Annotated in this window: 20 protein-coding genes and 1 pseudogene; 7 read left to right on the plus strand and 14 right to left on the minus strand. The window is 35.7% G+C overall.

Features of this window, described 5'->3' with window-relative positions:
• Positions 1-538 precede the first annotated feature (538 nt).
• The 3 genes from SP041_RS01410 (at position 539) to SP041_RS01420 (ending at position 3,460) form a co-directional block, all read left to right on the plus strand.
• A complete protein-coding gene (locus tag SP041_RS01410; RefSeq protein WP_025564783.1) occupies positions 539-1,792 on the plus strand; it encodes an ATP-binding protein in 1,254 nt (417 codons plus the stop codon).
• On the plus strand, positions 1,773-2,288 hold the full coding sequence (locus tag SP041_RS01415; protein WP_025564784.1) for a hypothetical protein: 516 nt from the start codon (positions 1,773-1,775) through the stop codon (positions 2,286-2,288). The genes SP041_RS01410 and SP041_RS01415 overlap by 20 nt, the downstream gene beginning before the upstream one ends.
• Positions 2,289-2,452: 164 nt before the next feature.
• Complete coding sequence (locus tag SP041_RS01420; protein WP_137297272.1) at positions 2,453-3,460, plus strand: transposase; 1,008 nt, start codon at positions 2,453-2,455, stop codon at positions 3,458-3,460.
• A gap of 640 nt (positions 3,461-4,100) precedes the next feature.
• Here the strand turns inward: SP041_RS01420 and SP041_RS01425 are convergent.
• From SP041_RS01425 to SP041_RS01450, 6 genes are all read right to left on the minus strand, one after another.
• On the minus strand, positions 4,101-4,949 hold the full coding sequence (locus SP041_RS01425; RefSeq protein ID WP_276607142.1) for an SGNH/GDSL hydrolase family protein: 849 nt from the start codon (positions 4,947-4,949) through the stop codon (positions 4,101-4,103).
• 103 nt (positions 4,950-5,052) lie between these two features.
• A complete protein-coding gene (locus SP041_RS01430) occupies positions 5,053-6,039 on the minus strand; it encodes an ABC transporter substrate-binding protein (protein WP_025565796.1) in 987 nt (328 codons plus the stop codon).
• Positions 6,040-6,842: 803 nt separating this feature from the next.
• On the minus strand, positions 6,843-7,442 hold the full coding sequence (locus SP041_RS01435) for a DUF1043 family protein (RefSeq protein ID WP_025565797.1): 600 nt from the start codon (positions 7,440-7,442) through the stop codon (positions 6,843-6,845).
• A 265-nt stretch (positions 7,443-7,707) separates the two neighbouring features.
• Positions 7,708-7,962 (minus strand): hypothetical protein, encoded by a 255-nt coding sequence (locus tag SP041_RS01440; protein WP_025565798.1) that lies wholly within the window; start codon positions 7,960-7,962, stop codon positions 7,708-7,710.
• 611 nt (positions 7,963-8,573) lie between these two features.
• Entirely contained in the window at positions 8,574-9,071 is a 498-nt protein-coding gene (locus SP041_RS01445) for an Hsp20 family protein (protein WP_137297347.1), read from the minus strand.
• A gap of 175 nt (positions 9,072-9,246) precedes the next feature.
• Positions 9,247-10,146, minus strand: a complete 900-nt coding sequence (locus SP041_RS01450) for a LysR family transcriptional regulator (protein ID WP_137297273.1) — start codon at positions 10,144-10,146, stop codon at positions 9,247-9,249.
• A 132-nt stretch (positions 10,147-10,278) separates the two neighbouring features.
• On the opposite strand from SP041_RS01450, the gene SP041_RS01455 reads away from it, so the two are divergent.
• A complete protein-coding gene (locus SP041_RS01455) occupies positions 10,279-11,427 on the plus strand; it encodes an alpha-hydroxy acid oxidase (RefSeq protein WP_137297348.1) in 1,149 nt (382 codons plus the stop codon).
• 121 nt (positions 11,428-11,548) lie between these two features.
• Here the strand turns inward: SP041_RS01455 and SP041_RS01460 are convergent, their stop codons facing one another.
• From SP041_RS01460 to queC, 3 genes and pseudogenes are all read right to left on the minus strand, one after another.
• Positions 11,549-12,253: a DUF3581 domain-containing protein gene (locus tag SP041_RS01460; RefSeq protein ID WP_137297274.1), complete on the minus strand. Its 705-nt coding sequence runs from the start codon at positions 12,251-12,253 to the stop codon at positions 11,549-11,551.
• Positions 12,254-12,457: 204 nt separating this feature from the next.
• A pseudogene (locus SP041_RS01465) lies at positions 12,458-13,073 on the minus strand (cupin domain-containing protein).
• A gap of 121 nt (positions 13,074-13,194) precedes the next feature.
• Positions 13,195-13,887: a 7-cyano-7-deazaguanine synthase QueC gene (gene queC, locus SP041_RS01470; protein ID WP_276607143.1), complete on the minus strand. Its 693-nt coding sequence runs from the start codon at positions 13,885-13,887 to the stop codon at positions 13,195-13,197.
• Between the two features lie 150 nt (positions 13,888-14,037).
• On the opposite strand from queC, the gene queE reads away from it, so the two are divergent.
• Positions 14,038-14,715: a 7-carboxy-7-deazaguanine synthase QueE gene (gene queE, locus SP041_RS01475; protein WP_137297276.1), complete on the plus strand. Its 678-nt coding sequence runs from the start codon at positions 14,038-14,040 to the stop codon at positions 14,713-14,715.
• A gap of 179 nt (positions 14,716-14,894) precedes the next feature.
• On the opposite strand, the gene SP041_RS01480 is transcribed toward queE, so the two are convergent.
• Positions 14,895-15,755, minus strand: a complete 861-nt coding sequence (locus SP041_RS01480) for a polysaccharide lyase family 7 protein (protein WP_137297277.1) — start codon at positions 15,753-15,755, stop codon at positions 14,895-14,897.
• Between the two features lie 543 nt (positions 15,756-16,298).
• Between SP041_RS01480 and SP041_RS01485 the strand changes: the two genes are divergently transcribed.
• Positions 16,299-17,426 (plus strand): M14-type cytosolic carboxypeptidase, encoded by a 1,128-nt coding sequence (locus SP041_RS01485; protein WP_025564927.1) that lies wholly within the window; start codon positions 16,299-16,301, stop codon positions 17,424-17,426.
• A gap of 125 nt (positions 17,427-17,551) precedes the next feature.
• On the opposite strand, the gene SP041_RS01490 is transcribed toward SP041_RS01485, so the two are convergent.
• The 3 genes from SP041_RS01490 to SP041_RS01500 form a co-directional block, all read right to left on the minus strand.
• The gene (locus SP041_RS01490; protein WP_025564926.1) at positions 17,552-18,802 is read right to left on the minus strand and encodes a leucine-rich repeat-containing protein kinase family protein; all 1,251 of its coding nucleotides are present in this window, start codon (positions 18,800-18,802) and stop codon (positions 17,552-17,554) included.
• A gap of 216 nt (positions 18,803-19,018) precedes the next feature.
• Complete coding sequence (locus tag SP041_RS01495) at positions 19,019-19,729, minus strand: heparan-alpha-glucosaminide N-acetyltransferase (RefSeq protein WP_025564925.1); 711 nt, start codon at positions 19,727-19,729, stop codon at positions 19,019-19,021.
• Positions 19,730-19,801: 72 nt separating this feature from the next.
• Positions 19,802-20,416 (minus strand): LysE/ArgO family amino acid transporter, encoded by a 615-nt coding sequence (locus SP041_RS01500; RefSeq protein ID WP_025564924.1) that lies wholly within the window; start codon positions 20,414-20,416, stop codon positions 19,802-19,804.
• 219 nt (positions 20,417-20,635) lie between these two features.
• On the opposite strand from SP041_RS01500, the gene SP041_RS01505 reads away from it, so the two are divergent.
• Positions 20,636-21,532: a LysR family transcriptional regulator ArgP gene (locus tag SP041_RS01505; protein ID WP_025564923.1), complete on the plus strand. Its 897-nt coding sequence runs from the start codon at positions 20,636-20,638 to the stop codon at positions 21,530-21,532.
• Positions 21,533-21,637: 105 nt separating this feature from the next.
• Here SP041_RS01505 and SP041_RS01510 read toward each other — a convergent pair whose 3' ends face one another.
• Positions 21,638-22,084, minus strand: coding sequence for an Rrf2 family transcriptional regulator (locus SP041_RS01510; protein WP_025564922.1), 447 nt, complete (start codon positions 22,082-22,084; stop codon positions 21,638-21,640).
• Positions 22,085-22,271: the final 187 nt, after the last annotated feature.

Consider the following 22,271-nt stretch of genomic DNA (forward strand, 5'->3'; position numbering starts at 1 on the left):
AGAGAATTACCTAAGTTGGTTTCGTTTTATGGCACAAAATAAAGAGCATTCTGAACAGGTATGGGTTGAATGCGCACTTTAAAATTAACAGAATAAATACAAACAACACTTAAGTACAACAGAGCCTTATTTATACAGTGTAGTGCGTTTGCCATCTTTCCGCCGTAAATATTACATTTTGTTGTCTTTTTACATGACTTATATTTCATTTTTATTTTAAATTGTTGATTAAAATGATAATTGCATTAGTCTAAGTCTATTATTAATCATTAGATATTTGCCATCTTTCCGTTGGAAAGGTGACATTTTGTTATCTAATAAGATGTTATGTTTTAATATTATATCCCCCTTATTTTTATAAAAAATTATTACTATCCAACGTAGTTTATCTAATAAATAGGAATCTAAATTTAGCTAAAAACATTTGTCATATTTGTCAAATTATCTATTTTAGAGGTGGTTCTGAAATGATAATGCTGTACTATATAAGCTATTAAAGTATTTGAGCAATACGTTTTTTATGAAGCAAGGAATTTCGATGATTAAAAAATTTGGATTTAAAAATTTTTCTTCTTTTAAAGAAGGAGCTGAAATAAGCTTTGAGTATGATGGTAATACCCCTGTATCAGTTTCTAACGGTGAACTTTTGGGTACTGTCCTTGGCATCAAGGGCAGTAATGGTTCGGGTAAAACAAACGTACTTAAAGCGCTATCATTTCTATTTTATTTTGTAAATAAACGAATGACAACTAAGCAGGAGAATAAAAAAGGTGATGCTGATGAAGTTAGTTTACCAATAGACTCATTTTTCTTCTCAAAAGCTCCATCTGAATTTTACCTTGAATTCATTAGTAATGGTGTTCTTTACTATTATGAGCTTGATGTAAATAAGCATGGAATTATTAGAGAATTATTCATTCGAAATAAAAACGAAGATAACAGTAAAGACGTCATCTTTCTGGAAAGAAAATACAATCAGATAACTCATTCGCTGTCTGAATATAATGAACTGAAAAATATTAAACTAAAAGAAGATCAATCACTTATTAGTTTAACATCTGATTATAACTTCCATAGCGCGATTCAAGACTTAAAGAATATTTCTAATATGTTCAATCTATTTATATCAAATGTCGGATCGAATGGCATGAGAGTAAATAGTGATAGTGATCTAACTAATAGTAAGGCTACTTTTTATAAGTCTAATTCTGATGCTTTAGATTTTATAAAATCAGTAATTGTGTCTGGAGATGATGGAATTAAAAGGATTGAAATACTAACTTCTAAAGATAGCACTGGTAAAGATATTGATTACCCTGTTTTTATTCATGAGTTTAATGGTCAAGAGCATCCTTTATTATATGCTGATGAATCAATGGGAACGAAAGTATTATTTAATAATTTATCTAAGTATTGGTTTGCTTTAAAACTTGGTGGTATTTTAATTTTTGATGAATTTGATATCCATTTACATTCAATGATACTTCCTGAAATCATTGAATTATTCGTGAACCCTAAAACTAACCCGAAAAGGACTCAATTAATTATTACTGCACATAATACGGAGGTTATTGACTCTCTAGGACGTTATAGAACAATTTTAGTTAATAAGGATCAAAATGAAAGCTATTGTTACCGCTTAGATTCCATATCTATGTTGAGGAATGATCGACCTATTTCACCTTTATATCAAAAAGGGAAAATAGGTGGAGTTCCAAAATCTGTTAGTGGTCTTGTATCTCGTGTAACAAAAGAATTAAGTGAGGATACAGATGTCGAAGAAAAACTTTAGCAACAATAAGCTCTCCAATAGTTTTGTTGATTCTTTGCCTGAGACAATAATTGAAGTTTCAAAAATTGAAACAAAATGTAAGTTTAACCTTTCATATTTTGATAGTAATCAGCTCGTGGCTCAAGATTTTTCTGATTGGAGTTATAATACAGGTTGCTCATCTTTAACTAATCTTTTACATAAATTCAAAGAGTATACTGAGCAATCTTTAAATTATTGGAAGAACCAAAGAACAGGAGGGGGAGGGCTAAAAGTTCTGGAATATTATGGGGACTTCCCTAATAATTCAGACTTCAAACATCCTAAACATGTTCCTGCTGATGCACATTGGGCTAGATTCAGGTTAGGTAACAAAGTCCGTTTAGTAGGTTTTGTGATTTCTAAATCATCAATAAAAAACCTTTCTGATGATGCACAAAAAAAATATGATCATAATACGTTTTATGTTGTTTTCCTAGACCGAGATCATAAGTTTTATAAAACAGAAGCTCCATAGTATTTTTTTAGTAACGGTCGCTGTATAGATAAATTTCCATTCAAAATTCTTTCATAGTTTGATTGTCCTAACAAGAAGATCTGGACACCCATCTATTTGAATAATTGCCATCGTTAAACTATCTTTTATAAATGCGTATTTTTGCATTTAGGAGGTAGTTTATTATGACTCAATCTCGCCAATCACAAGTATCATTATCTGATACACCTTATTACCACTGTGTTTCGCGTTGTGTTCGCCGCGCTTATTTATGTGGTGAAGATAAGTACACCGAGAAATCCTTTGAACATCGCCGTCAGTGGGTTGTTGAGCGAATGCATTACCTCGCTTCTCTTTTTAATATTGATATCTGCGCTTACGCTATCATGTCCAACCATTATCATCTCGTATTGCACATAGATGAGCAACATAATGAAAACCTAACGCATGAAGAAGTTTGTGAGCGTTGGTGTCAGCTCTATTCAACACCTGTATTAGTTGAGCGTTGGCAATCCGAGCAAACCACCTCAGAAGCAGAAAATAAAGCCGCATTAACTATTATTAATGGGTGGAGAGGGCGATTAGCTGATATCTCATGGTTTATGCGCTGTTTAAATGAATTCATTGCGCGGAAAGCGAATAAAGAAGATGAATGTTCAGGTCGTTTCTGGGAGGGAAGATTCAAGTCACAAGCATTACTAGACGAAGATGCGTTATTAACCTGTATGGCCTATGTCGACCTAAATCCAATTCGCGCCAAAATGGCAACTAGCGTTGAAACATCAGAATATACATCAGCTTATGAGCGCCTATTACCTTGCAAAAAAGCTGGTGTTGCTCAGCAACAAGAAAAGCCACTAGAATACGCTTTTACTAAAAAACTTTTATTTGGTTTCGTAGGTGACGAAAATGAACAATCAACTCAAGGTATTCCATTTTCATTATTAGATTATATTGAGTTAGTGGATTGGAGTGGTCGTATCATTAGAGAAGATAAACGGGGGGCTATTTCAAGCCAACGACCTAGGTTATTATCAACATTAGGCTTAGAAAATGATGTTTGGTTATCACTGGCGAGTAGTTTTGGAAAAGATTATCACGGTGCAGTGGGCTCTTTAGAAGCATTAGCAGCTTATGCCGGTAATACAGGCAAGCGTTGGATAGCTAGTAAAAATGAATTACGGCTGCATTAACTAGTCTATTTTTCTATTGAATACATAATAAAGACACCAATTAGCGGCCGCTAAAATCAGTCATATCTGAAAAAGCTATTATTTACTTCAATTTCAATTAATTGTAATTTTTTATTATTAACCAGCAACGTTATTTGTAAACTTTAAATTAATGGATGTCCAAGTTTACAATCTGGCTTACAAAAGTACGGGACACCCAAATATTATAAACATTAATTAGACAGGACGAGCGAAGACGAGTTAATACCTAAACTATTATTGGGCTGACAATAGTTGAAGTTATTAATATCAAGCCGTATTGATTAATGTTCTATTGATATTTTTTAAAATATTGGATGTCCCATACTTTCCACCACTGAAAAATTCGATGTCGACATGAGTAGCTTTGAGTTTTGTCGTTCTTTCAATAGTGAAGCAGTAGACTCTATTTCAATATTAAAATCAATTTTTGGGTTAGGTAATAAGCGAGCGCTTGAAGCTATTACGGTTGATATGTTAGAAAAAAGTGCTTTATTATATAAATGTAATTATTGAATTCGGGTAGTCAGTTAAGCTCCAGTCTAATAACTTTCTCAACTGGATGCATAACGGCTGTCATCGTTTTTTCTAAAATAAAAAGCAGTAAAAAAAACGCCTGAATCTAAGGTTTATTGTGAAAACTATTATTTGTAGGTGATAAATATTTATAAAGGTAATCAGCTATTTTACTATGGGCTTCGGTCATATAATGCCAATGATCAAACCAGAACCATTGACCTATTTTAGGATATTTACCTGTTTCTATCCACGGTGTTGTGATATTTTCAAACTTTTTAGAAATTTCATTTATAGCTAAGTTTGCATCAAATAAATCAATCGTTATTGTTTGATACTTTTGATTGAGTTCATGAATTGCTAAATTAATTAGTTGGTTATATTCTTTAAATGTACTTTGTGCGGTTTCATTTTTGTTCTGATAATAATTAAAACTCTGATAATTTTTATCCGTATAACCTGGGAATACTAAGGTCGTATTTAGATTCCAAAGAAGTATGTGTTTTACGCCTTTAGAGAATAGTTGTTTTAATCCCTCTATTACGTTTTCCATCACTTGTATTGCAGATATGTTGATATCTGGATCATGTAAGTCGTTGTAGCCAATCTCAACTACGACTAATGTATTGTCCATATTTGTTGCTGGTGTATATTGTTCGGTTTGCCATAACAACCCAGACCAATCTCTCGCATTACTTCGATAGTTCCCTTTACCTGATGTAGCTCCGCCCCAAGCTCTAACATCAAGAGTTGTTAAATCCATTTTTTTGGCTAAATATTCAGCCCACACTTTGCCATTGGAGTAGCGTTGAAAGCCATGTCCATTTTCAAAGCCGTTGTCAGACATGCTATCCCCAAATACTACAAGGTGATGAATATCTAAGTCTAATTGTGTACGAATAGAGTCATTATTTAACAATGTTATCGTTTCTTTTTTAATTTTCAGGGGTCGCACCAAGAGTCAGCAACATACATAAAAAGCATAATGAGCTGACTCGCGGATTGTTTTATTATTATTTTTTAGTTCTGTCATGTTCATATTAAATTTAAATAAATGATTAAAGTGCCTTGGCAACTTTATCAGCTATTTCTGGTGTTAACCATGTACGCCAAATATCTGGTCTTGCAGTTAAAAAATATTCCATCGCAGTTTTACCATCAGCCTGATTTTCTTCTACCCAAGCTAATAATTTGTTCATTTGGGCATTAGTAAAACTACGCTTATTCATGTATTTCACAATTTGAGGTTCGCGAACTGCAAAAGGTTCAGTAATCACTGTATAAACTATTGTTGGTGGATGCATGGTTACTTTAGGTGATTCACAATCGATATTGGTTGTGCAGTTGGCATATTCATCTTCATCTACACCTGTGCCAAAATCGACTTTGACCATATCATATTTACCTAGGACTGCTGTCGGTGCCCAGTAGTAGCCAAACCAAGGTTTATGTTGGAAGTTTGCTTTAGCAAGCGAGGCTGAAAGTGCAACGCCTGAACCTGGATCAATTAAATCAAAATCTGCTTTATCTAGTTCGAGTGCAGTGAATAAATTAGCTGAGGCAGTTTGACAGCTCCAGCTAGAAGGGCAGCTATAAAAAGCAGATTTATCAGGATCTTCTGGATGTGTGAAGAGTTTTGCATGTTTAATAACTCCTTGAATAGTCGATAGTTCAGGGTATTCATCTACCATATATTTAGGCACCCAAAAACCTTCTTCTCCACCATCACTTAGTGATTTACCGCCATAACGTATCCGCTTATCATTGATACCTTTTTCGAGTATTTCTTTAAATGCATTAGTCCATATTTCTGGCGCGATATCGGGGTCGCCTCTTTCGTACATTGAGGTCAATGTTATTGTGTTATCTCCTGGGATTAGTTCTGTTTCACAACCAAACCCTTTTTCTAAAATAAAACTATCAATATTGGCTATCAAGGTTGCAGATGCCCAACTCATTTCTGCAATGGTGACTTTTCCACATGTTTGTTCTGCGAATACAGAAGGGCTAATAAAAAACAATAGTGCTAATAATCTAATTTTCATTTTGTTTTTATTCCAGTTGTTTAATTTATGTTCAATTAATATAACACATAGAAATACTTATAATTCATATTCTTAGCGAATACATGGATTCTAGGTGATTATGAAAATGGATTTATAAACAATAATCATTTTTATTCGCTGAGAATTAAACAATTTATGATTTAGTAAAAATAATTGCGGGGGGAGACCTTCCTTTTACCTTTTTTAATTCTTTAGCTATGTTTGCTATGAATGAACAATATTAGATAAGGCTGGGCATCCAAACCTTTAATCAATATTTAAAAAGTAGTCTGCTTTTAAAGGAAAATAGGGTCAAGTTTTGTTTTTTGCCTTTTAAAAATACGACATCAAAATCCCAATAAAAACGATGCTCGATGTGGCTACAACTTTCCCACCGTAAAGCTTTCCCAAGCGATAAATGACTTTCAGCAACAGCAAACAGGACGTTTGCTGTAAGTTCATTCAGCACATGGATGTGCTGAATGAGCTGGTGCGTTAAGAAAGGCAATTAGCGTTTGGATAAGAAAGTGATCCGGTGGCCAGTTTCTTTGCATCCTTTCTTTTCTGGTAAAAGAAAGGATGTCGCCGACAGGGTGAAATCTCAGTTGATAAGAGCCTAATTGCCCAAATGAGCGCAGACGAACTAAAAAAATAAAAGAAAAAGTACAGGATATCCAAACCTTTTAGCTAATATTTAAATACGCTCTAAAAGGCAATTATGTAGGATTATTTATAGATATCATATAGTCGCAATTGCAACTAACTGTATCAGTTCAGACTATATTTTATCTGGGTTACCAACTTTACTTTGTTTCTTCTTTTTTAACTTCAGTTTCAGCTTCTTCAGTTTTAGTTGTTTCAGGATCTTCTGATTTCACTTCAGTGTCAGTTGCTTCAGCTTCTGCCGATTTAACTTCAGTGTCAGTTGCTTCAGCTTCTTCAGATTTCACTTCAGTGTCAGTTGTTTCAACGTCTTCAGAGTTAACTTCAGTGTCAGTTGCTTCAGCTTCTTCCGGGTTAACTTCAGTGTCAGTTGCTTCAACTTCCTCCGGTTTAATTTCAGTTTCAGCTATTTCAATTTCTTCATCTGTATCATCTGATTGTTTTAATAATGGAAATTGAGTGGTTGCTGTCTCGCCTAATAGTGACTGTGATTGATCTGCCATGTGATTGTAAAGAGCTTGGTAGCTATTCGCCACTTGTCCCATTAGTTCTGCGCTACTATTAAAGTGCTCATTGACTTGTGTTTTGTATGTTTCCAATTCTATTTTGTTTTTATCAAGCTCTTCTTGTTGTTTAGAAGCTTTGCTTTTACCAAGTGTTAAATGATAAATAAGAAAGCCAATAAGGCCACCGGCAATAAGCGCTAAGAGTAAAGGTATCAATTCATTTGATTCGTTCATATTTATTTCCCTATATTAATATTGTTGTGAATGATAAGTATCAAGACTATTTAATGATCAAAGTTATTCTGTAATGGGTTAATAGTTGTTTAATTATACTATAAATAGTTTTCAAATCAGGTGTTCAAAAGAGAAAGTGTGCAGCACCTAATAACTTAATTGTGATATTTTTAGTTCTATCTTTTTATCATGTCGTTATTGCATGCCAATAAATATTTGCTATCCACACTTAAAAAGTACCATTCATCCATGAACATTGCTCTATTTAGTCATTACCTATAGCTAACTCAGCTTCGATTTGCTCAACGTAATTTTTTGTTGAAAACAGTGGAAGCGGTCGACTTAAACCGAAGAATGCATTGATATGTTTAATAGCGGGTAACTTTCCACTTTCTTTCAATACTGCCGTGGTTGTTGTCTTAAGTTCAGCTAAATCGATACGATGCTCCATGGCAAATGTTTCAACTGGTTTATATGTGGTTTTTTCTGAGAAAATATTTGCGAAGTCACTGTATCCCATTGTTTTGTATCCTTAAACTTTAATGTTGTTGTTGTGGCGTTTATTATCGTCAATAAGCATTACTTACAGAAGTAAGAAGACTAAATCGCCTGAAAGAGGAAGTATGTGACATCCATAATTTTTTGACTACTTATATTTTTAGTTTTACCTTTTACGATGTATTTTCTAAGAAAAAATATGAGGCTGTTATAAGAGGCAGATTCAACCTTGAAGTACATAACTGCTAAGCAGCTAACGCTACCATATACTCAGCCATATAATTGACGTGTAGTACTTTCAGGTTTCCCTTTTAATCAGCCATTTCTGAGACTGCTAATTACTGCTGTATTTCACGTTGTGTTTGAAGGTGTTATATATGCAGTGTAATACCAAAAGAATTAATAAGGTGATCATTCTTGCTGGTTAAAGTCACCCCTAACTGCGTTGTGAGTTTTGAAGTGAGAACAACTATCTCCTACAACTCACGCCTTATTAGTGTTAATTTTTCCTGCGCAATCTCTAATCACTTATTTAATTCCATTGGTATAAATAAATATAAGTTTACCCAAAGTAAAGAGGCAGTTTTACTGCCTCTTTTTTGTGCCCACTTTATCCTATTGATAAAAAAGCTTTTAAGCGACTTTGTCTTTATTTTTACTGTTATCGTTAATCACTTTTTCTTGTTTTTGGTGAGTTAAAGATTTATCAACTTGATTGATTGAAATCTTTTTAGGTTTCATGGTTTCTGGGATCTCTTTAACCAAGTTAATATTTAACAAACCATTAGAGAGAGCTGCGCCTGTTACTTCAACATAATCTGCCAAATTGAATTTACGTTCGAAGGATTGGTGAGGGATCCCTTGGTGTAAATATTTGTGCTCTTCTTGCGTATTCTGTTTATTGCCTGAAATAGTTAATACGCCTTTTTCAACTTGAATATTTAACTCGTCTTGTGAAAAACCTGCTACAGCAAGTGATATCGTATACTCATTTTCACCCAGTATTTCGATATTATAAGGTGGGTAACCTGATGCTTTTGTGTCTGTGCTTAACGCGTGATCAATCAATGAGGCTAATCGATCAAAGCCAACACTATTACGGTAAAGGGGAGTTAAATCAATTGTATTCATCATAAGTCTCCTTGGAGTAAATAAAATAAAACAATAAGCGATGAGTCATTATCAGTGTGTCATCGCATCACACTATTATATTTAGGGGGGCTAAAAATAGTTTTCAAGAGTTAGTGTAAAATTTTTTTGTTTTTTTATGAAGTCTATAGAGAGATTATTCATCTCATTAGTTTGTTTAAAAGTATTCTTTTTTATCTGCATAAGCTTGTTTAAGGTGTTCAATTAAACGCTTCAACTTTTCAGGTAAATGTTTAGTGAAAGGGTAGATGGCATACACGCCGAGTTGTCTCGGTGTATAATCAGTTAACATACTGATTAACTTCCCTTTTTGTAGATCTTCATAAACACAACAACGAGGTACATAGACAATACCAAAACCTGCTAAGGCTGCTTTACGTAATGCCTGTGCATTATTGGTGGCTAAACTGCCGCTGATGCGAACCGTTTCCTCTATTCCACCTTTAGTGAATCGCCAGTCAAAAGATCCCTGCGCCTGATAAGTATAAGCAAGACAATTATGTGTTTTGAGCGCTTCAATGGTAGTGACATCACCATATTTATCTCTATAGCTTGGTGAGCAACATACCACCCAGTTAGATTGAATTAATGGTTTTGCTATTAAACTAGAGTCTTCCAATATTCCTGTTCGTACAGCTAAATCGAGACCTTCTTCAACGAGGTTAACGAAGTTGTTTTCAAGGCGCATATCGACACTGATATTTGGGTATTGTTGACAAAAATCAGCAATGGCCTCGGCGAGTAATAGTTCGCCAGAGATAGTCGGCACGGATAATTTGATGTGTCCGCTTAAACCTTGGCTAAAGGCTGAGACAGACGCAATCGCATCGCTGACTTGGCCTTCTATATTTTTAGCATGAACATAAAGGCTTTCACCTGCTTCGGTCAAGCTGAGACGACGCGTAGTACGATGGATAAGTTGTACGCCAAGAGACTGCTCTAGTTTAGTAATTCTTTTACTGAGTGCTGGCGTTGATAAATCAGCTTGCAGTGCGGCTTTACTGAAAGAACCAGTATCCGCAACATAAGCAAATAAAGTGAGATCTGCAGAATTCAATTTTATTACGCCGTTTTAGGAAAGAGTCTATTATTTTATGTCGTATTTATTAGAAATCAATCAAAGACTATAGTAAGTCATAAGATCGCACTCACAGATAATTAAAAGATAAGGAATATTACAGTGAAGCTAATGAGATTAAAGGATTGTCATAACTTTCAAGATTTTCGTACCTTGGCTAAAAAGCGTTTACCTGGTCCTATTTTTAATTATATTGATGGTGGAGCTGATGACGAAACCACTTACAGACGTAACACCACGGCTTTTGAAACCTGTGATTTAATACCGAGTGTATTAACAGGTGTGAAAGATGTAGATTTATCGGTCACCGTGATGGGTCAAAAACTAGCTATGCCAGTTTATTGTTCACCAACTGCATTACAACGTTTATTTCATCATCAAGGTGAAAGGGCGGTTGCCGCTGCTGCTGAAAAGTATGGCACCATGTTTGGCGTATCATCTTTGGGTACGGTAAGCATGGAAGAGATTGCGAAACAAACCAATACTCCTCAGGTTTATCAATTTTACTTTCATAAAGACCGTGAATTAAACAAAGTGATGATGGAGCGCGCAAAAGCGGCTGGCGTGCAAGTGATGATGTTAACGGTTGACTCAATTACGGGGGGGAATCGTGAGCGTGACCTACGTACGGGCTTTTCAATTCCATTTCGTTTAAACCTAAGTGGTCTGTTGCAATTTGTGCTTAAACCGATGTGGGGCATTAATTATGTTACCCACGAACCTTTTAGTTTACCGCAGCTCGAAGAGCATGTGGACATGGGGAAAGGCGCGACATCAATCGGCGATTACTTTACGAATATGTTGGATCCCTCAATGAACTGGGATGATGTGGCGGAGATGGTTAAATTTTGGGATGGCCAATTTTGTTTAAAAGGCATTATGAGCCGAGAAGACGCGAGAAAAGCCGTTGAAATTGGTTGTACGGGTATCATTATCTCTAATCATGGTGGACGTCAATTAGACGGTTCACGCAGTTCTTTTGATCAATTAGCTGAAATAGTGGCAGAAGTCGGTGACGAAATAGATGTTATTTTTGATAGTGGCATACAGCGTGGTACGCATGTATTAAAAGCATTATCGTTAGGTGCAAAAGCGGTAGGTATTGGCCGGATGTATTTGTATCCGCTTGCTGCAGCAGGTCAACCGGGTGTAGAAAGGGCATTGGGTTTAATGCGTGCCGAGTTGGAGCGTGATATGAAGTTGATGGGTAAAACGTCTATCGATCAGTTATCGAGTGATAATTTACGTTTTCGACCTTAATGAAATTAGCATTAAGACTTCATCTAGGCTGAAAAGCTTAAAAGTATTTAAAACTAAAAAAGCCAGTGTATTGAGGTGTCCCAATACATTGGATTTTTATGTGGTAACGTTGTTCACTCATTTAAAAAGCGTTTCGATTTGATAGGTAATTTTCTGCAAAGGCTGTAATTGAATTATGGTCATATGGCTTTAGACCTCCAACTACTACCGATTTAATGCCACGTCCAATAACATTATTGCCGTCATAAATATCAAAGTGCAAAAACTCATTAGCACGTTTTGCTTCTACTTCAAGTTTACTTTCTGCTAGCTCAACATGTAATGGATTAGTTAGTGTTAAGTTATCAAATTCAAAGTTCATGCTGTTGTACATTACTAATGGGCGAGCTGGATTGAACATCACTTGATGTTTCTTCATTAATGGCATTAACAATGTAGGAAAATTTTGACCAGAAAAAACGACATAGTTTTTAATCAACGATTCAATCAATTGAGGATCGTGACTGGTATTGCCTGATTGTGTTATTTCTAAAACACTTTTACCTTGTTCGTTAGTAATAACAATATTACCGCCTGTTGCTACAGGAAAGTTTAATGGCACATTATCACCAACCATATTAGTAAAGGTGAAGCTCATTGATTCACTAACACCATATTCTTTTAATGCTAGCGCAAATAACAGATCGCCAGGAACACAAAATCGTTTTGAATTAGGATCGTGAATAGGGTTAAAATCTTGGCATTCTTTTTTAGCAAAAGTACTTGCTTGTTGTGCACTAATTGTAATGTTGCTGCCTTGCTGGGTGTAGTATGAATCTAATAACATTTCAGCTCTCTAATATAAAAACGTATAGGGGGGGAATAAATTGTGCCAGATATAAGGTTAACCTCTCATTTTATAAAAAAATATTGCATTTTGGAATAGCAAAAGTGCAAATAATATGCAAATTAAAGCTGAAACCCCTATTTTAGAGCGTTGCGGACTGTATTAATTTAGTGGTAGATGACCCGTTTTAACTAATATGGCCGTTTATTCTTCTACAAAAGGGGCATGTTGACTCATGTGAGGGCTGCGTATCCAAGTATGTTTGGGGGTGGGCTCCAAATTCATCTTTAAAAGTACCTGAAATCACTAATATCTATTCCCCTGCAAAATGTCTGTGAGGCTGAAAATGCTCACCTGCTGGCCATTTCACTAAGGCGGTATGTTGTGTTTCAACGCTATGTAAAGGCATTACTTGTAAGCTACCAATACCCGGTAACCATTCTGTTGTCGTTGTATTAATTCGAATACTTTTTAAATCAGTAGGCATAAACTGATTTAGTTTAACGAAGATAAGACAACCTAGCTCACTAAAAGGTTTATGCTGGCTATTAGGTGGATTACGTAAATAACTGCCTGCAGGGTAGTCTCCATCTTGATCTGAAAATATCCCTTCTAATACAAAAATCTCTTCGCCTTGTGGGTGAGGATGCTTCCTAAAATAGGAGTTCGCTGCATATTCAACAATACTGGTAATATGTACTTGATCTTCTGATCTCGCTAATGGTTTACGTCGAACACCTGCCATTGGGCTATTGACCCAAGGTTGCTGTTGCGTATCAATGACCACTTTTTTATTAAAATAGAGGTTAATATTTTTCATTAGCGTTTACCTTTTATCAATGATTACTCGGCCTTTAGCTCATTAGTATTCAGCTCGTTAGTCTCCAAGACTTACCATTGAACATTTGCTCTTTAGCTCAGCATACTCAAGTACATTTTATTTAAGCTTCGTAAGCAATTGGATCTGTCATGCCATTTTTTTCGAAGGCTTGCAAACGTTCTACACAACTTCCACATTGGCCACAGGCTTGCTCACGACCGTTATAACAGGTCCATGTTTTAGCATAATCTAAACCCATTCTAATGCCGTCTTTTAAAATACCTATTTTATCTGTTTGTAGATAAGGGGCATGGATTTCAGTTTTTTCATAGTTAGCAACAGCTGCAACATCATTCATTTTTTCAAGAAAAACCGGGCGACAATCAGGGTAAATATCATGGTCGCCAGAATGTGCACCGTAATAAACTTGTTCTGCTTTTAATGAAACGGCATAACCAATCGCTAATGATAATAAAATCATATTACGATTTGGTACCACAGTATTAAGCATATTAGTTTCTTCGTAATCACCTTGTGCCACTTCTATTGAGCTATCTGTTAATGATGAGCCGCCAATGATTTGATTGATTGAGGTAATATCAATCACTTTATGATGAACGCCTAGTTCTTTACATACCTGTTCTGCAACTTGGACTTCTTTAACATGGCGTTGCCCATAATCAAAAGTTAACGCATAAGGTGTTAAGCCTTCTTCAATGGCTTTGTGTAAAACAGTGTATGAGTCCATCCCACCAGAATATATAACCACTACTTTTTTGCTCATGACACTGTATTTCCTATTGTATTGCTTGATAGCGAAGTGATCTCTCGATGTTTATAAAGCCCAGTCTAATAGCTATTTAATAGTACTATTTACGTTGCTGACTTTACATCTTGCGATATCACGGGTATAAAAACAGCCCACTAAAAGAGTGAGCAAGATCAAATAAGGCATTTTACGTCAATGACACAAAACTATAAAGTAAATGAACTGTTTCAAACCATTCAAGGCGAAGGTTTTTATACCGGTGTGCCTGCAATTTTTGTTCGTTTACAAGGGTGTGACGTTGGTTGTGCTTGGTGTGACACTAAGCATACGTGGGAAATTGATCCTGCTAAAAAGTCTGATTTAATTTTATTAACAGATAAAAGCAATGAATCTGATCGTTGGGCTGATAGTTCAGCGAAAGACATTGTTGATGAAATAAAACGCTTAGGTTACAGCGCAAAGTTGATTGTGATCACTGGCGGTGAACCATGCATGTACGACCTACGAGAGTTAACTCAGGTCTTACATGAATTTGGGTTTGATATTCAATTAGAAACGAGTGGCACTTATCCTGTTCTAGTCGATGCACAAACTTGGGTTACTTTGTCACCTAAAGTGAACATGCGTGGTAAGAAGGAAGTGTTAAAAGAAGCATTGGAACGTGCTAATGAAATCAAGCATCCAGTGGGCACCGAAAAAGATATAGAGCAATTAGATGTTTTATTATCGAAAATAACATCTATTAAAGATAAAACGATTTGCTTACAACCCATTTCTCAAAAAGCAAAAGCCACCGCGTTATGTATGAAAACATGTATTGAGCGTAATTGGCGTTTGTCAGTACAAATGCATAAGTATTTACAGATTGATTAAGCTTTTTACTGACTCTTTCCCGTTTCAGGTTTGAAGTGAGTGATACCGTCGGTACGAGGTTTATCATGCTAATCTTTATACAATAAACGCTTTTAATAGGCACGCCATTATTTAATGGCGTGCCTATTTTTTTGAGTTAAGCCTTTAAGCTAAATTGGTATTAATTAAGTTTATTAAGTTTATTTAGTTTCTAACGCTTTATATTCAAGTTTATTGAAATGCGCTTCACTCATACCATTAGTGAATTGATTGTATACGCCAGCTTTAAAGTAGCTTAACAGGTGGCGCCAGTAATCAATATCATGTTCAACAAGACGTTTACCATCTACATCAATCACTAATTGTTTATTGCCGACAGTGATGTCAAAAGCCGTCGCTTTATTTAAAGGTGCTTTACCTAAATCATATTTCTTGTAAGCAACATCAGCTTTACACATCTCTTTATCTTTATTCTTTTTGCCAAACGACCCTTTACAAATGACCGCATTATTTTTAACCAGTGCCCAGAAATGGCTTTTTACTGAATTAGCATCTTCTTTCCAAACAACGCGAAGTAGGGGATGTGGCACATTGTGCGTACCTTGGTTATCTAACCCTTTGTTGTGTACTTGTAGGAAAGTTATTTCATTTTGTTTTGAGTCTGAGTTTTTCATTGAACCAGTGGGATCAATCATTTCAACTTCAGCGCTTAATGTATAAAGTTTATTAGGTAAATCAGTACGGAAGTTTTTATGAACGCGTACTTCGTTACGAAGGTGATCATTTTTCATTTTGAAAACAAGTGCTTCACTCTTTTTATCAACATAAAAGTATTGGTTAACAATGCCATCAAAATTACCATCTAATGCAAAATATTCTTTGTTGCCTTTTTTACCTTCCGCATCGGAAATTTGTAACTCTGACTCTGTTAATACATGTTGGAATTGCGTGTATTTAGCCGGTTCGCCTAATGTTCCATCTTGATCAGAAAACTGAACATTTGCAGTTGCAAAAGAAGAGATTGCCATGAGTGTTGAGATAGCAAGTAGTTGTTTTTTCATTAAAATAACCTTATGTGGTATTGTAGTATTTATTAAAAAATAACATGAAGATCAATTTAATAGCGTCGATTTGGTCTGGTTTTATGGATTAGCAATTAGCTTTTTAATTGCATTGTGAGCTAGCGCACAGCCATCGTGTATAAGCTTAGAATATAGAATTAGAGCACGACTGTCATAAGGTACTACACAGTTAGATAGTCGGTCATTTACATTATAATAGTTTCCAATGTTTAGCTTAATATCTTTTATTTAATATTCTTGATTTAATATGTTTTATTTAATGTTCACTTCATTCCGGCGCCCAAGGTAGAGCGAACTGGAATATCTTTTAAAGCGATACCTTTTACATCAAGGTTTTTTAAGCAAAATACATTCACGCCAAAATAATCTGGTGTAACGCGCTTACGGTGAAAAGGGTAGATCCCGCAGATTCAGCCACCGTCGTTCAGTTAAATTGTCAGCCATTGATTAACTCTGCTTTGCTGTTTGTTTAGGATCGTTTATGCTCAGGGTAATTCGTAAAATACTAATTAAGGAAAAGCTATGCGTATCACTGCTAATTTCGATGCAGGTAATATTGAAGTTATTAATTTAGAAGATAAAAAAGATATCCAATTGGCTATTCGTCCAGACTTTGGCGGAGAGTTTTTTCAATGGTTTAACTTTCGTATCGACGGTGAAGTAGGCGAACAATACATTCTTAATATTCTTAATGCAGGTGAAGCGTCTTATGTTGAAGGTTGGGACAACTATCAAGCAGTGGCTTCTTATGATCGTCAGCATTGGTTTCGTCTACCAACATTCTATAAAGAGGGAAAGTTAACCATTGTTGCAGATATGGATTGTGAAACTATCCAAATTGCTTACTTTGCGCCTTACAGTTATGAACGTCATCAAGACCTGCTTGCTGCCGTACAAATGCATCCGCTAGTGAGCCTTGAGCACTTAGGTGAAACATTAGATAAACGTGACTTAACCTTAGTCAAAATTGGCGATGGTGATGCTAATAAACGTAATATCTGGATCACTGCACGCCAGCACCCTGGTGAGACAATGGCCGAATGGTTAGTTGACGGTTTAATGCATAGCTTGTTAGACAGTGATAATGCGACAGGTAAGTTACTTTTAGATAAAGCAAATTTCTATATCGTTCCTAACATGAACCCTGATGGCAGTGTACGTGGGCACTTACGTACTAACGCTGCAGGTGTTAACTTAAATCGTGAGTGGTTAAACCCAAGCATCGAAAAAAGCCCTGAAGTATTTCATGTGATTAATAAAATGAAAGAAACCGGTGTTGACCTCTTTTATGATGTGCATGGTGATGAAGCGTTACCTTTTGTATTCTTAGCCGGATCACAAGGCACACCGAGTTATAACGATCGTTTGGCTACATTACGTGAACGATTCTCTGAAGTATTCAAACTCGCTAGTGCAGATTTCCAGTCTGAGTTCGGTTATGACGTTGATGCACCGGGTGAAGCGAATATGACAGTCGCGACAAACTGGGTTGCTGAGCACTTTGATTGCCTTGCTAATACATTAGAAATGCCTTTTAAAGATAATGACAATGTACCAGATCCAACAATGGGGTGGTCACCAGAGCGCTCTGTTAAATTAGGGGAAGCGTCACTAGTGGCGATGTTAGCGGTAGTTGACGACTTACGTTAGTCAACATATATAAGTACTTTGCTATGGTCTATAAATAAAAAAAGCCTAACAAATTAAATTTGTTAGGCTTTTTTTAGCTTAAGTCGTTAGTTTTATATTTAAAGAACTTTTGTGTATCAACAAACTTATGCTTGAACTAACGCTTTTAACATTTGGTAGTCTGGCGACTTTTTATCATTAACATCACAAATTCTCAGCAAGTCATCAATAAAGTGCATCAGTGCTCGCTGTTCTATTTCTTTAATACTTTCTTTAACAACGGGTAGCAGCATGTGGTACATACTGGCGGCGCCAAAGTCACCAAAAATAATATTTGATTGCTGATCAAACAAGGTATTGTGTGCATAAAGGTCACCATGACAAACCTGGTTATCATGCAAATGCTCAAACACTTGTTGCATCTGATCGACCATTTTTTTAATGCTAGCAATCGATAAGCTAAATCCTGATTCAAAAGTATCACGCGTACAGGTTTGAAAGTCAGGCGGTAAACCCAGGTTTTTAAAGTGAGTCGGGATCAGTTCCATCACTAATGCTAAATAATGACTTTCATTCACTTGCGCGACGGACTTCACCAAGTTTTTATGATGACCTAATTTTAAACAAGCTTGTAATTCGTCTTGAGGATACCCATCGCTCGTCACTTCCCCTTTAAAGACTTTAACTGCAATATCTTCTGGAAAAGCGTTCTCTTGATTCGCTGTATCAGTCCAATTAGCCTGATAAATAATACCTGATGCGCCTTGACCTAATACCTCTAATAAACGGTAATCCGTTGAAGCAACTTCGGGAACCGATTTGATTTCTAAATCAGTTTCACAAAATGGATTACCAGAAAAAGCTAACCAAGCCAATTTAGGCAAGATTAATAATTGTATTGGAAAAGCCAATAACTGGTTGGCAGAAATACGTAATAGCTCTAGGTTAACTAGTTGGTCTGTACTTTTTGGTAATCGGCTAAGTTGGTTACCTGCTAGGGCGAGTTTCTGTAAACGCGTTCGCTCACCTAATGCCTCCGGCAAACTGGTTATTTTATTATCAGTTAAAATTAACCAACGTAGTTGTAGTGGCAATGATTCAGCCGGTACTTCCTGGATTTGGTTTGATTTAAAACCAACCATTTCTAATAATGGACAACCACCTAAAGCGGTTGGTAGTACTTTGAAGCAATTATTAGAAACAAAAATAATTTTAAGGTGAGTCAGTTGTTTTATTTCATCAGGCAAGGTGCTTAATTGATTATTTGATAAATCTAATATCTCTAAGCTATCAGCTAAGGTTAGAATTTCCATTGGAAATTCTGTTAAATTTTCGGATAGTTGTAAGCGCTTAATGCCTGTTAGTTTTCCTGCTTTAAGTTGTGCAAGACTATGCAAAATAGAATTCCTAATGATTAAATAAATAATTGTTTTGATGTTGAGATTGTAACGTGAAGTTATATTTTTACTATAACTAGGCGTTATTTTTATTTTAAACGGTCACGAAGCTTACCATTATTTTTATTACTATGTTTGCCACTATATTGATGACGCTATTTATTATTGTCTTTTTATAGCGACCACCTTACTTAATGGTTGTTACATAAATAGATTTTATAACTTACTAATCGCTAACATAGCGCCGTACATGATAGGTTGATGGATGAGGTAAATCGCTAATGAGTGTCTGCCAAGAAAGGCGAGTTTATTACTCATCATATTTTCTGCTATTTTGATATTAAATAACGACTTGTGCATGACATAAATGCCAATTAATACCGGCGAAATCCATGGGATAAAGCTCACTAAGTCAGTCGTTTTTCGAGGAATACCTAAGTGTTCTACTGACCATAGCCAGATAGGTCGCATACTTATCCAATCCAATTGGTAACTTATCAAGCAAGTAACACCAATCACCAAGGCGGTGGTGGGGAAGCGAGCGAATATTACTGATATGGGTAAAGCCACGGCAATAAAGTGAATGATGCCAAAATACACCCAAGCATTCGGGTACATAAATAAGCTGCCGACGGTCAGTAATAAAGCAACGACAACTAACTTCGTCACTGCTTTACTGAGTTTTATTAAGTTTACGTGCGTCGAATAAACTAAGTAGCTACTCATTCCTACCGCTAATAAAAAGCCAGATACAATAACGGCTCTAAATACACGCCATTCAATATCTTTATTGGTATTAATGTCTAACCAGTCGAAAGCAGCAAGGTTATAGCAAAAGTGAAATATCACCATCAATACAATCGCCATACCACGTAATATATCGACTTCATTGACTCTGACATTACGTGTGTTTGATAGATTGCTCACTGGTGACTTCCTTTTATCTTTTAACTATTCTCTAATCGCATTGTGATTACTTCCTACTTTTAAAGTAATCATTTAATTTGTAACAACATAATATAGTAAATAAGCTGCAATCACCCACATCATAATAGCAATAACAAAGTCGATAATTTGTTGGCTTTTAGGTTTAGATAAAATAGGAGCTAATTTTTGACCTAATAAAGAAAGGCCAAAGAACCAAATAAATGAAGCGCTTACACCGCCGAAGACAAACCAAGGACGTTGCTCTGCGGTTAGGTTTGCTGCAAACCCACCTAATATAACAATGGTATCAATGTACACATGTGGGTTTAAAATTGTAAATGCACAACAAGCTAATACGATAGCTTTGAAGCTTCTACTCTTGTCGTCAGTTTGTAAATTATTGCCGCCTGCAAACGCACTCTTAAAGCATAAAGAACCGTAATAGAACATAAAAATTGCACCGAGTATGCCAATACTAGTTAGTAACCATGGAAAAGTCGTAAATACTTTTGCACCTCCCCATACACCGACAGACATAAAGATGGCATCCGCAAGTGAACAAAATGTCGCAACAAATAAATGATGTTGACGACGTATCCCTTGATTTAATACAAACGCATTCTGCATGCCTATTGGCATAATTAAGGTGGCCATTAATGTTAAACCAGTAAAGTAGGTGCTGAACATAGATACTCATGATAGGTGATGAAAAAGAGGGGGCTACTATAATTTTATTTAAACTGTTAGTGTAGCTAATAAATTTAATGTTTAATTAAAATTTCTAATGTGGCGCGTAAATGTTGTTAATACGAGTAACTCAATATTGTTAACGTTGCTTTTGACGTTTACTAACGTATTTATTTTAAATCTCTAAGAAAGTGATTTTTAAATTAAGGTCGTGATGGAATGGATTTAAGTAATGTTGATTATAAGCTGTTAAAAGCGTTAGATGCAGTGGTGATGGAGCAAAGTTTCGACCGTGCTGCGCAACGTCTTTTTATTACCCAGTCAGCCGTGTCTCAGCGTATCAAGTTACTTGAAAAACACTTTGGTGAGCCGTTACTGATCCGTTCAACGCCACCTCAGGCTTCCCACTTAGGGCGTTTATTACTAGGGCATTATCAACGAGTATTACAATTAGAGATGGAGCTTAACCAACAGTTAGATCTCCAAAGCAATCAAGCCCAAACGTTGCCTTTAGCGGTTAATGCAGATAGCTTAGCGAGTTGGCTAATTACTGCATTAAGCCCGTTACTGCAGACTAAAAACATTCAATTAAATTTATTTGTTCAAGACGAATCGACTACCTGGGAAAGAATGCGCAGTGGAGAAGCATTAGCTTGTTTAAGCAGTAAAGCTAAAGCCATTAGCGGTAGTGATAGTCATTTTTTGGGTTATATGGAATATGTGTGCGTGGCGAGCCCTGACTTTATAGAACGTTTCTTTAAACAAGGCGTGAATAAGCAAACATTACAACATGCGCCTGCAATGTCTTTCGATCAGTATGACGATATGCATTTAGCTTTTTTACGTGAACACTTTGGGTTACAAATGGGCCAATATCCTTGCCATACGATACGTTCATCTGAAGCTTTTATTGATTTAACACTTGCCAGTGGTGCTTATAGTTTTAATAGTCACTTCAGTGTTGAAACGCATTTAAAAAGTGGTCGGCTGGTGGATATTTTACCAGAACATAAGGTACGTGTTCCTTTGTACTGGCATTGTTGGCAATTAGGCGGCGAATTAATGCAGCAGTTGAGTGAACAAGTGATCGATTACGCTCGACAAGTGCTGAAATAACATCTCAGTTTATTTAATTATATTCAACTCTATTTAATCATACTTAACTGCTTTTCACTTAGGTTCAGCACTTAAATTCAAGATGATATTAATACTAATTTTATATTAAAGCTGAAGTGGATCATGGAGCTCTAATGTCCAAACGTCATTACTTTTAGCAAGACAGATATCAGCTAAAGTGTGTTTATTTAATTCATCTAGAAACGCCTTCATAGCTCTATTTAAAATCGGTTTAACAAGGCAAACACTTTGTAATCGACAAGGTGGTTCTGAACAATTGATTGGATCAAGCGTGTTTTCCATGATCGAAACAACGTCACCTAAGTTAATTAAATCAGCGGGCTTAGCTAACTTAATACCGCCGCTTTTTCCTCTAACCGTTTGAATAAATCCTGCTTTCCCTAAATGGTGAACAACTTTGGTTAAATGATTAAATGAGATACCAAAAAGTGAAGCAATATCGGTCGCTTTAGATAATGACTCTTGATCAAGTTGTGTATTGAGATAAATTAAAACACGAATCGCATAATCCGTATGTTTAGTTAATTGCAATGTGTCGACCTTTTCATTGTATAAATCCTTTTATTCTCATCGATAAGCTAATTTTTATGGGCAGCGAATCGTCTTCGTTTCTGTTGTTTTTTATATTGATATTTTCTATTGTAACGTAGAAGCTATTTTTATATTTTTTAATTATGCATTTTATTTGCATCTTTTAAAATAAGTATTTAATATGCCA

The sequence above is a fragment of the Psychromonas sp. SP041 genome (genome assembly GCF_000470315.2).
GTDB lineage: Bacteria > Pseudomonadota > Gammaproteobacteria > Enterobacterales > Psychromonadaceae > Psychromonas.

What these genes read in the sequence shown, in the direction of transcription:
- queE (WP_137297276.1), top strand. Translation starts at nt 14,038, where the DNA reads ATGACACAAAACTATAAAGTAAATGAACTGTTTCAAACCATTCAAGGC.
- SP041_RS01435 (WP_025565797.1), bottom strand. Translation starts at nt 7,442, where the DNA reads ATGAACGAATCAAATGAATTGATACCTTTACTCTTAGCGCTTATTGCC.
- SP041_RS01500 (WP_025564924.1), bottom strand. Translation starts at nt 20,416, where the DNA reads ATGTTCAGCACCTACTTTACTGGTTTAACATTAATGGCCACCTTAATT.
- SP041_RS01410 (WP_025564783.1), top strand. Translation starts at nt 539, where the DNA reads ATGATTAAAAAATTTGGATTTAAAAATTTTTCTTCTTTTAAAGAAGGA.
- SP041_RS01445 (WP_137297347.1), bottom strand. Translation starts at nt 9,071, where the DNA reads ATGAATACAATTGATTTAACTCCCCTTTACCGTAATAGTGTTGGCTTT.
- SP041_RS01505 (WP_025564923.1), top strand. Translation starts at nt 20,636, where the DNA reads ATGGATTTAAGTAATGTTGATTATAAGCTGTTAAAAGCGTTAGATGCA.
- SP041_RS01485 (WP_025564927.1), top strand. Translation starts at nt 16,299, where the DNA reads ATGCGTATCACTGCTAATTTCGATGCAGGTAATATTGAAGTTATTAAT.
- SP041_RS01460 (WP_137297274.1), bottom strand. Translation starts at nt 12,253, where the DNA reads ATGTTATTAGATTCATACTACACCCAGCAAGGCAGCAACATTACAATT.
- SP041_RS01480 (WP_137297277.1), bottom strand. Translation starts at nt 15,755, where the DNA reads ATGAAAAAACAACTACTTGCTATCTCAACACTCATGGCAATCTCTTCT.
- SP041_RS01430 (WP_025565796.1), bottom strand. Translation starts at nt 6,039, where the DNA reads ATGAAAATTAGATTATTAGCACTATTGTTTTTTATTAGCCCTTCTGTA.
- SP041_RS01420 (WP_137297272.1), top strand. Translation starts at nt 2,453, where the DNA reads ATGACTCAATCTCGCCAATCACAAGTATCATTATCTGATACACCTTAT.
- SP041_RS01440 (WP_025565798.1), bottom strand. Translation starts at nt 7,962, where the DNA reads ATGGGATACAGTGACTTCGCAAATATTTTCTCAGAAAAAACCACATAT.
- SP041_RS01415 (WP_025564784.1), top strand. Translation starts at nt 1,773, where the DNA reads ATGTCGAAGAAAAACTTTAGCAACAATAAGCTCTCCAATAGTTTTGTT.
- SP041_RS01455 (WP_137297348.1), top strand. Translation starts at nt 10,279, where the DNA reads ATGAGATTAAAGGATTGTCATAACTTTCAAGATTTTCGTACCTTGGCT.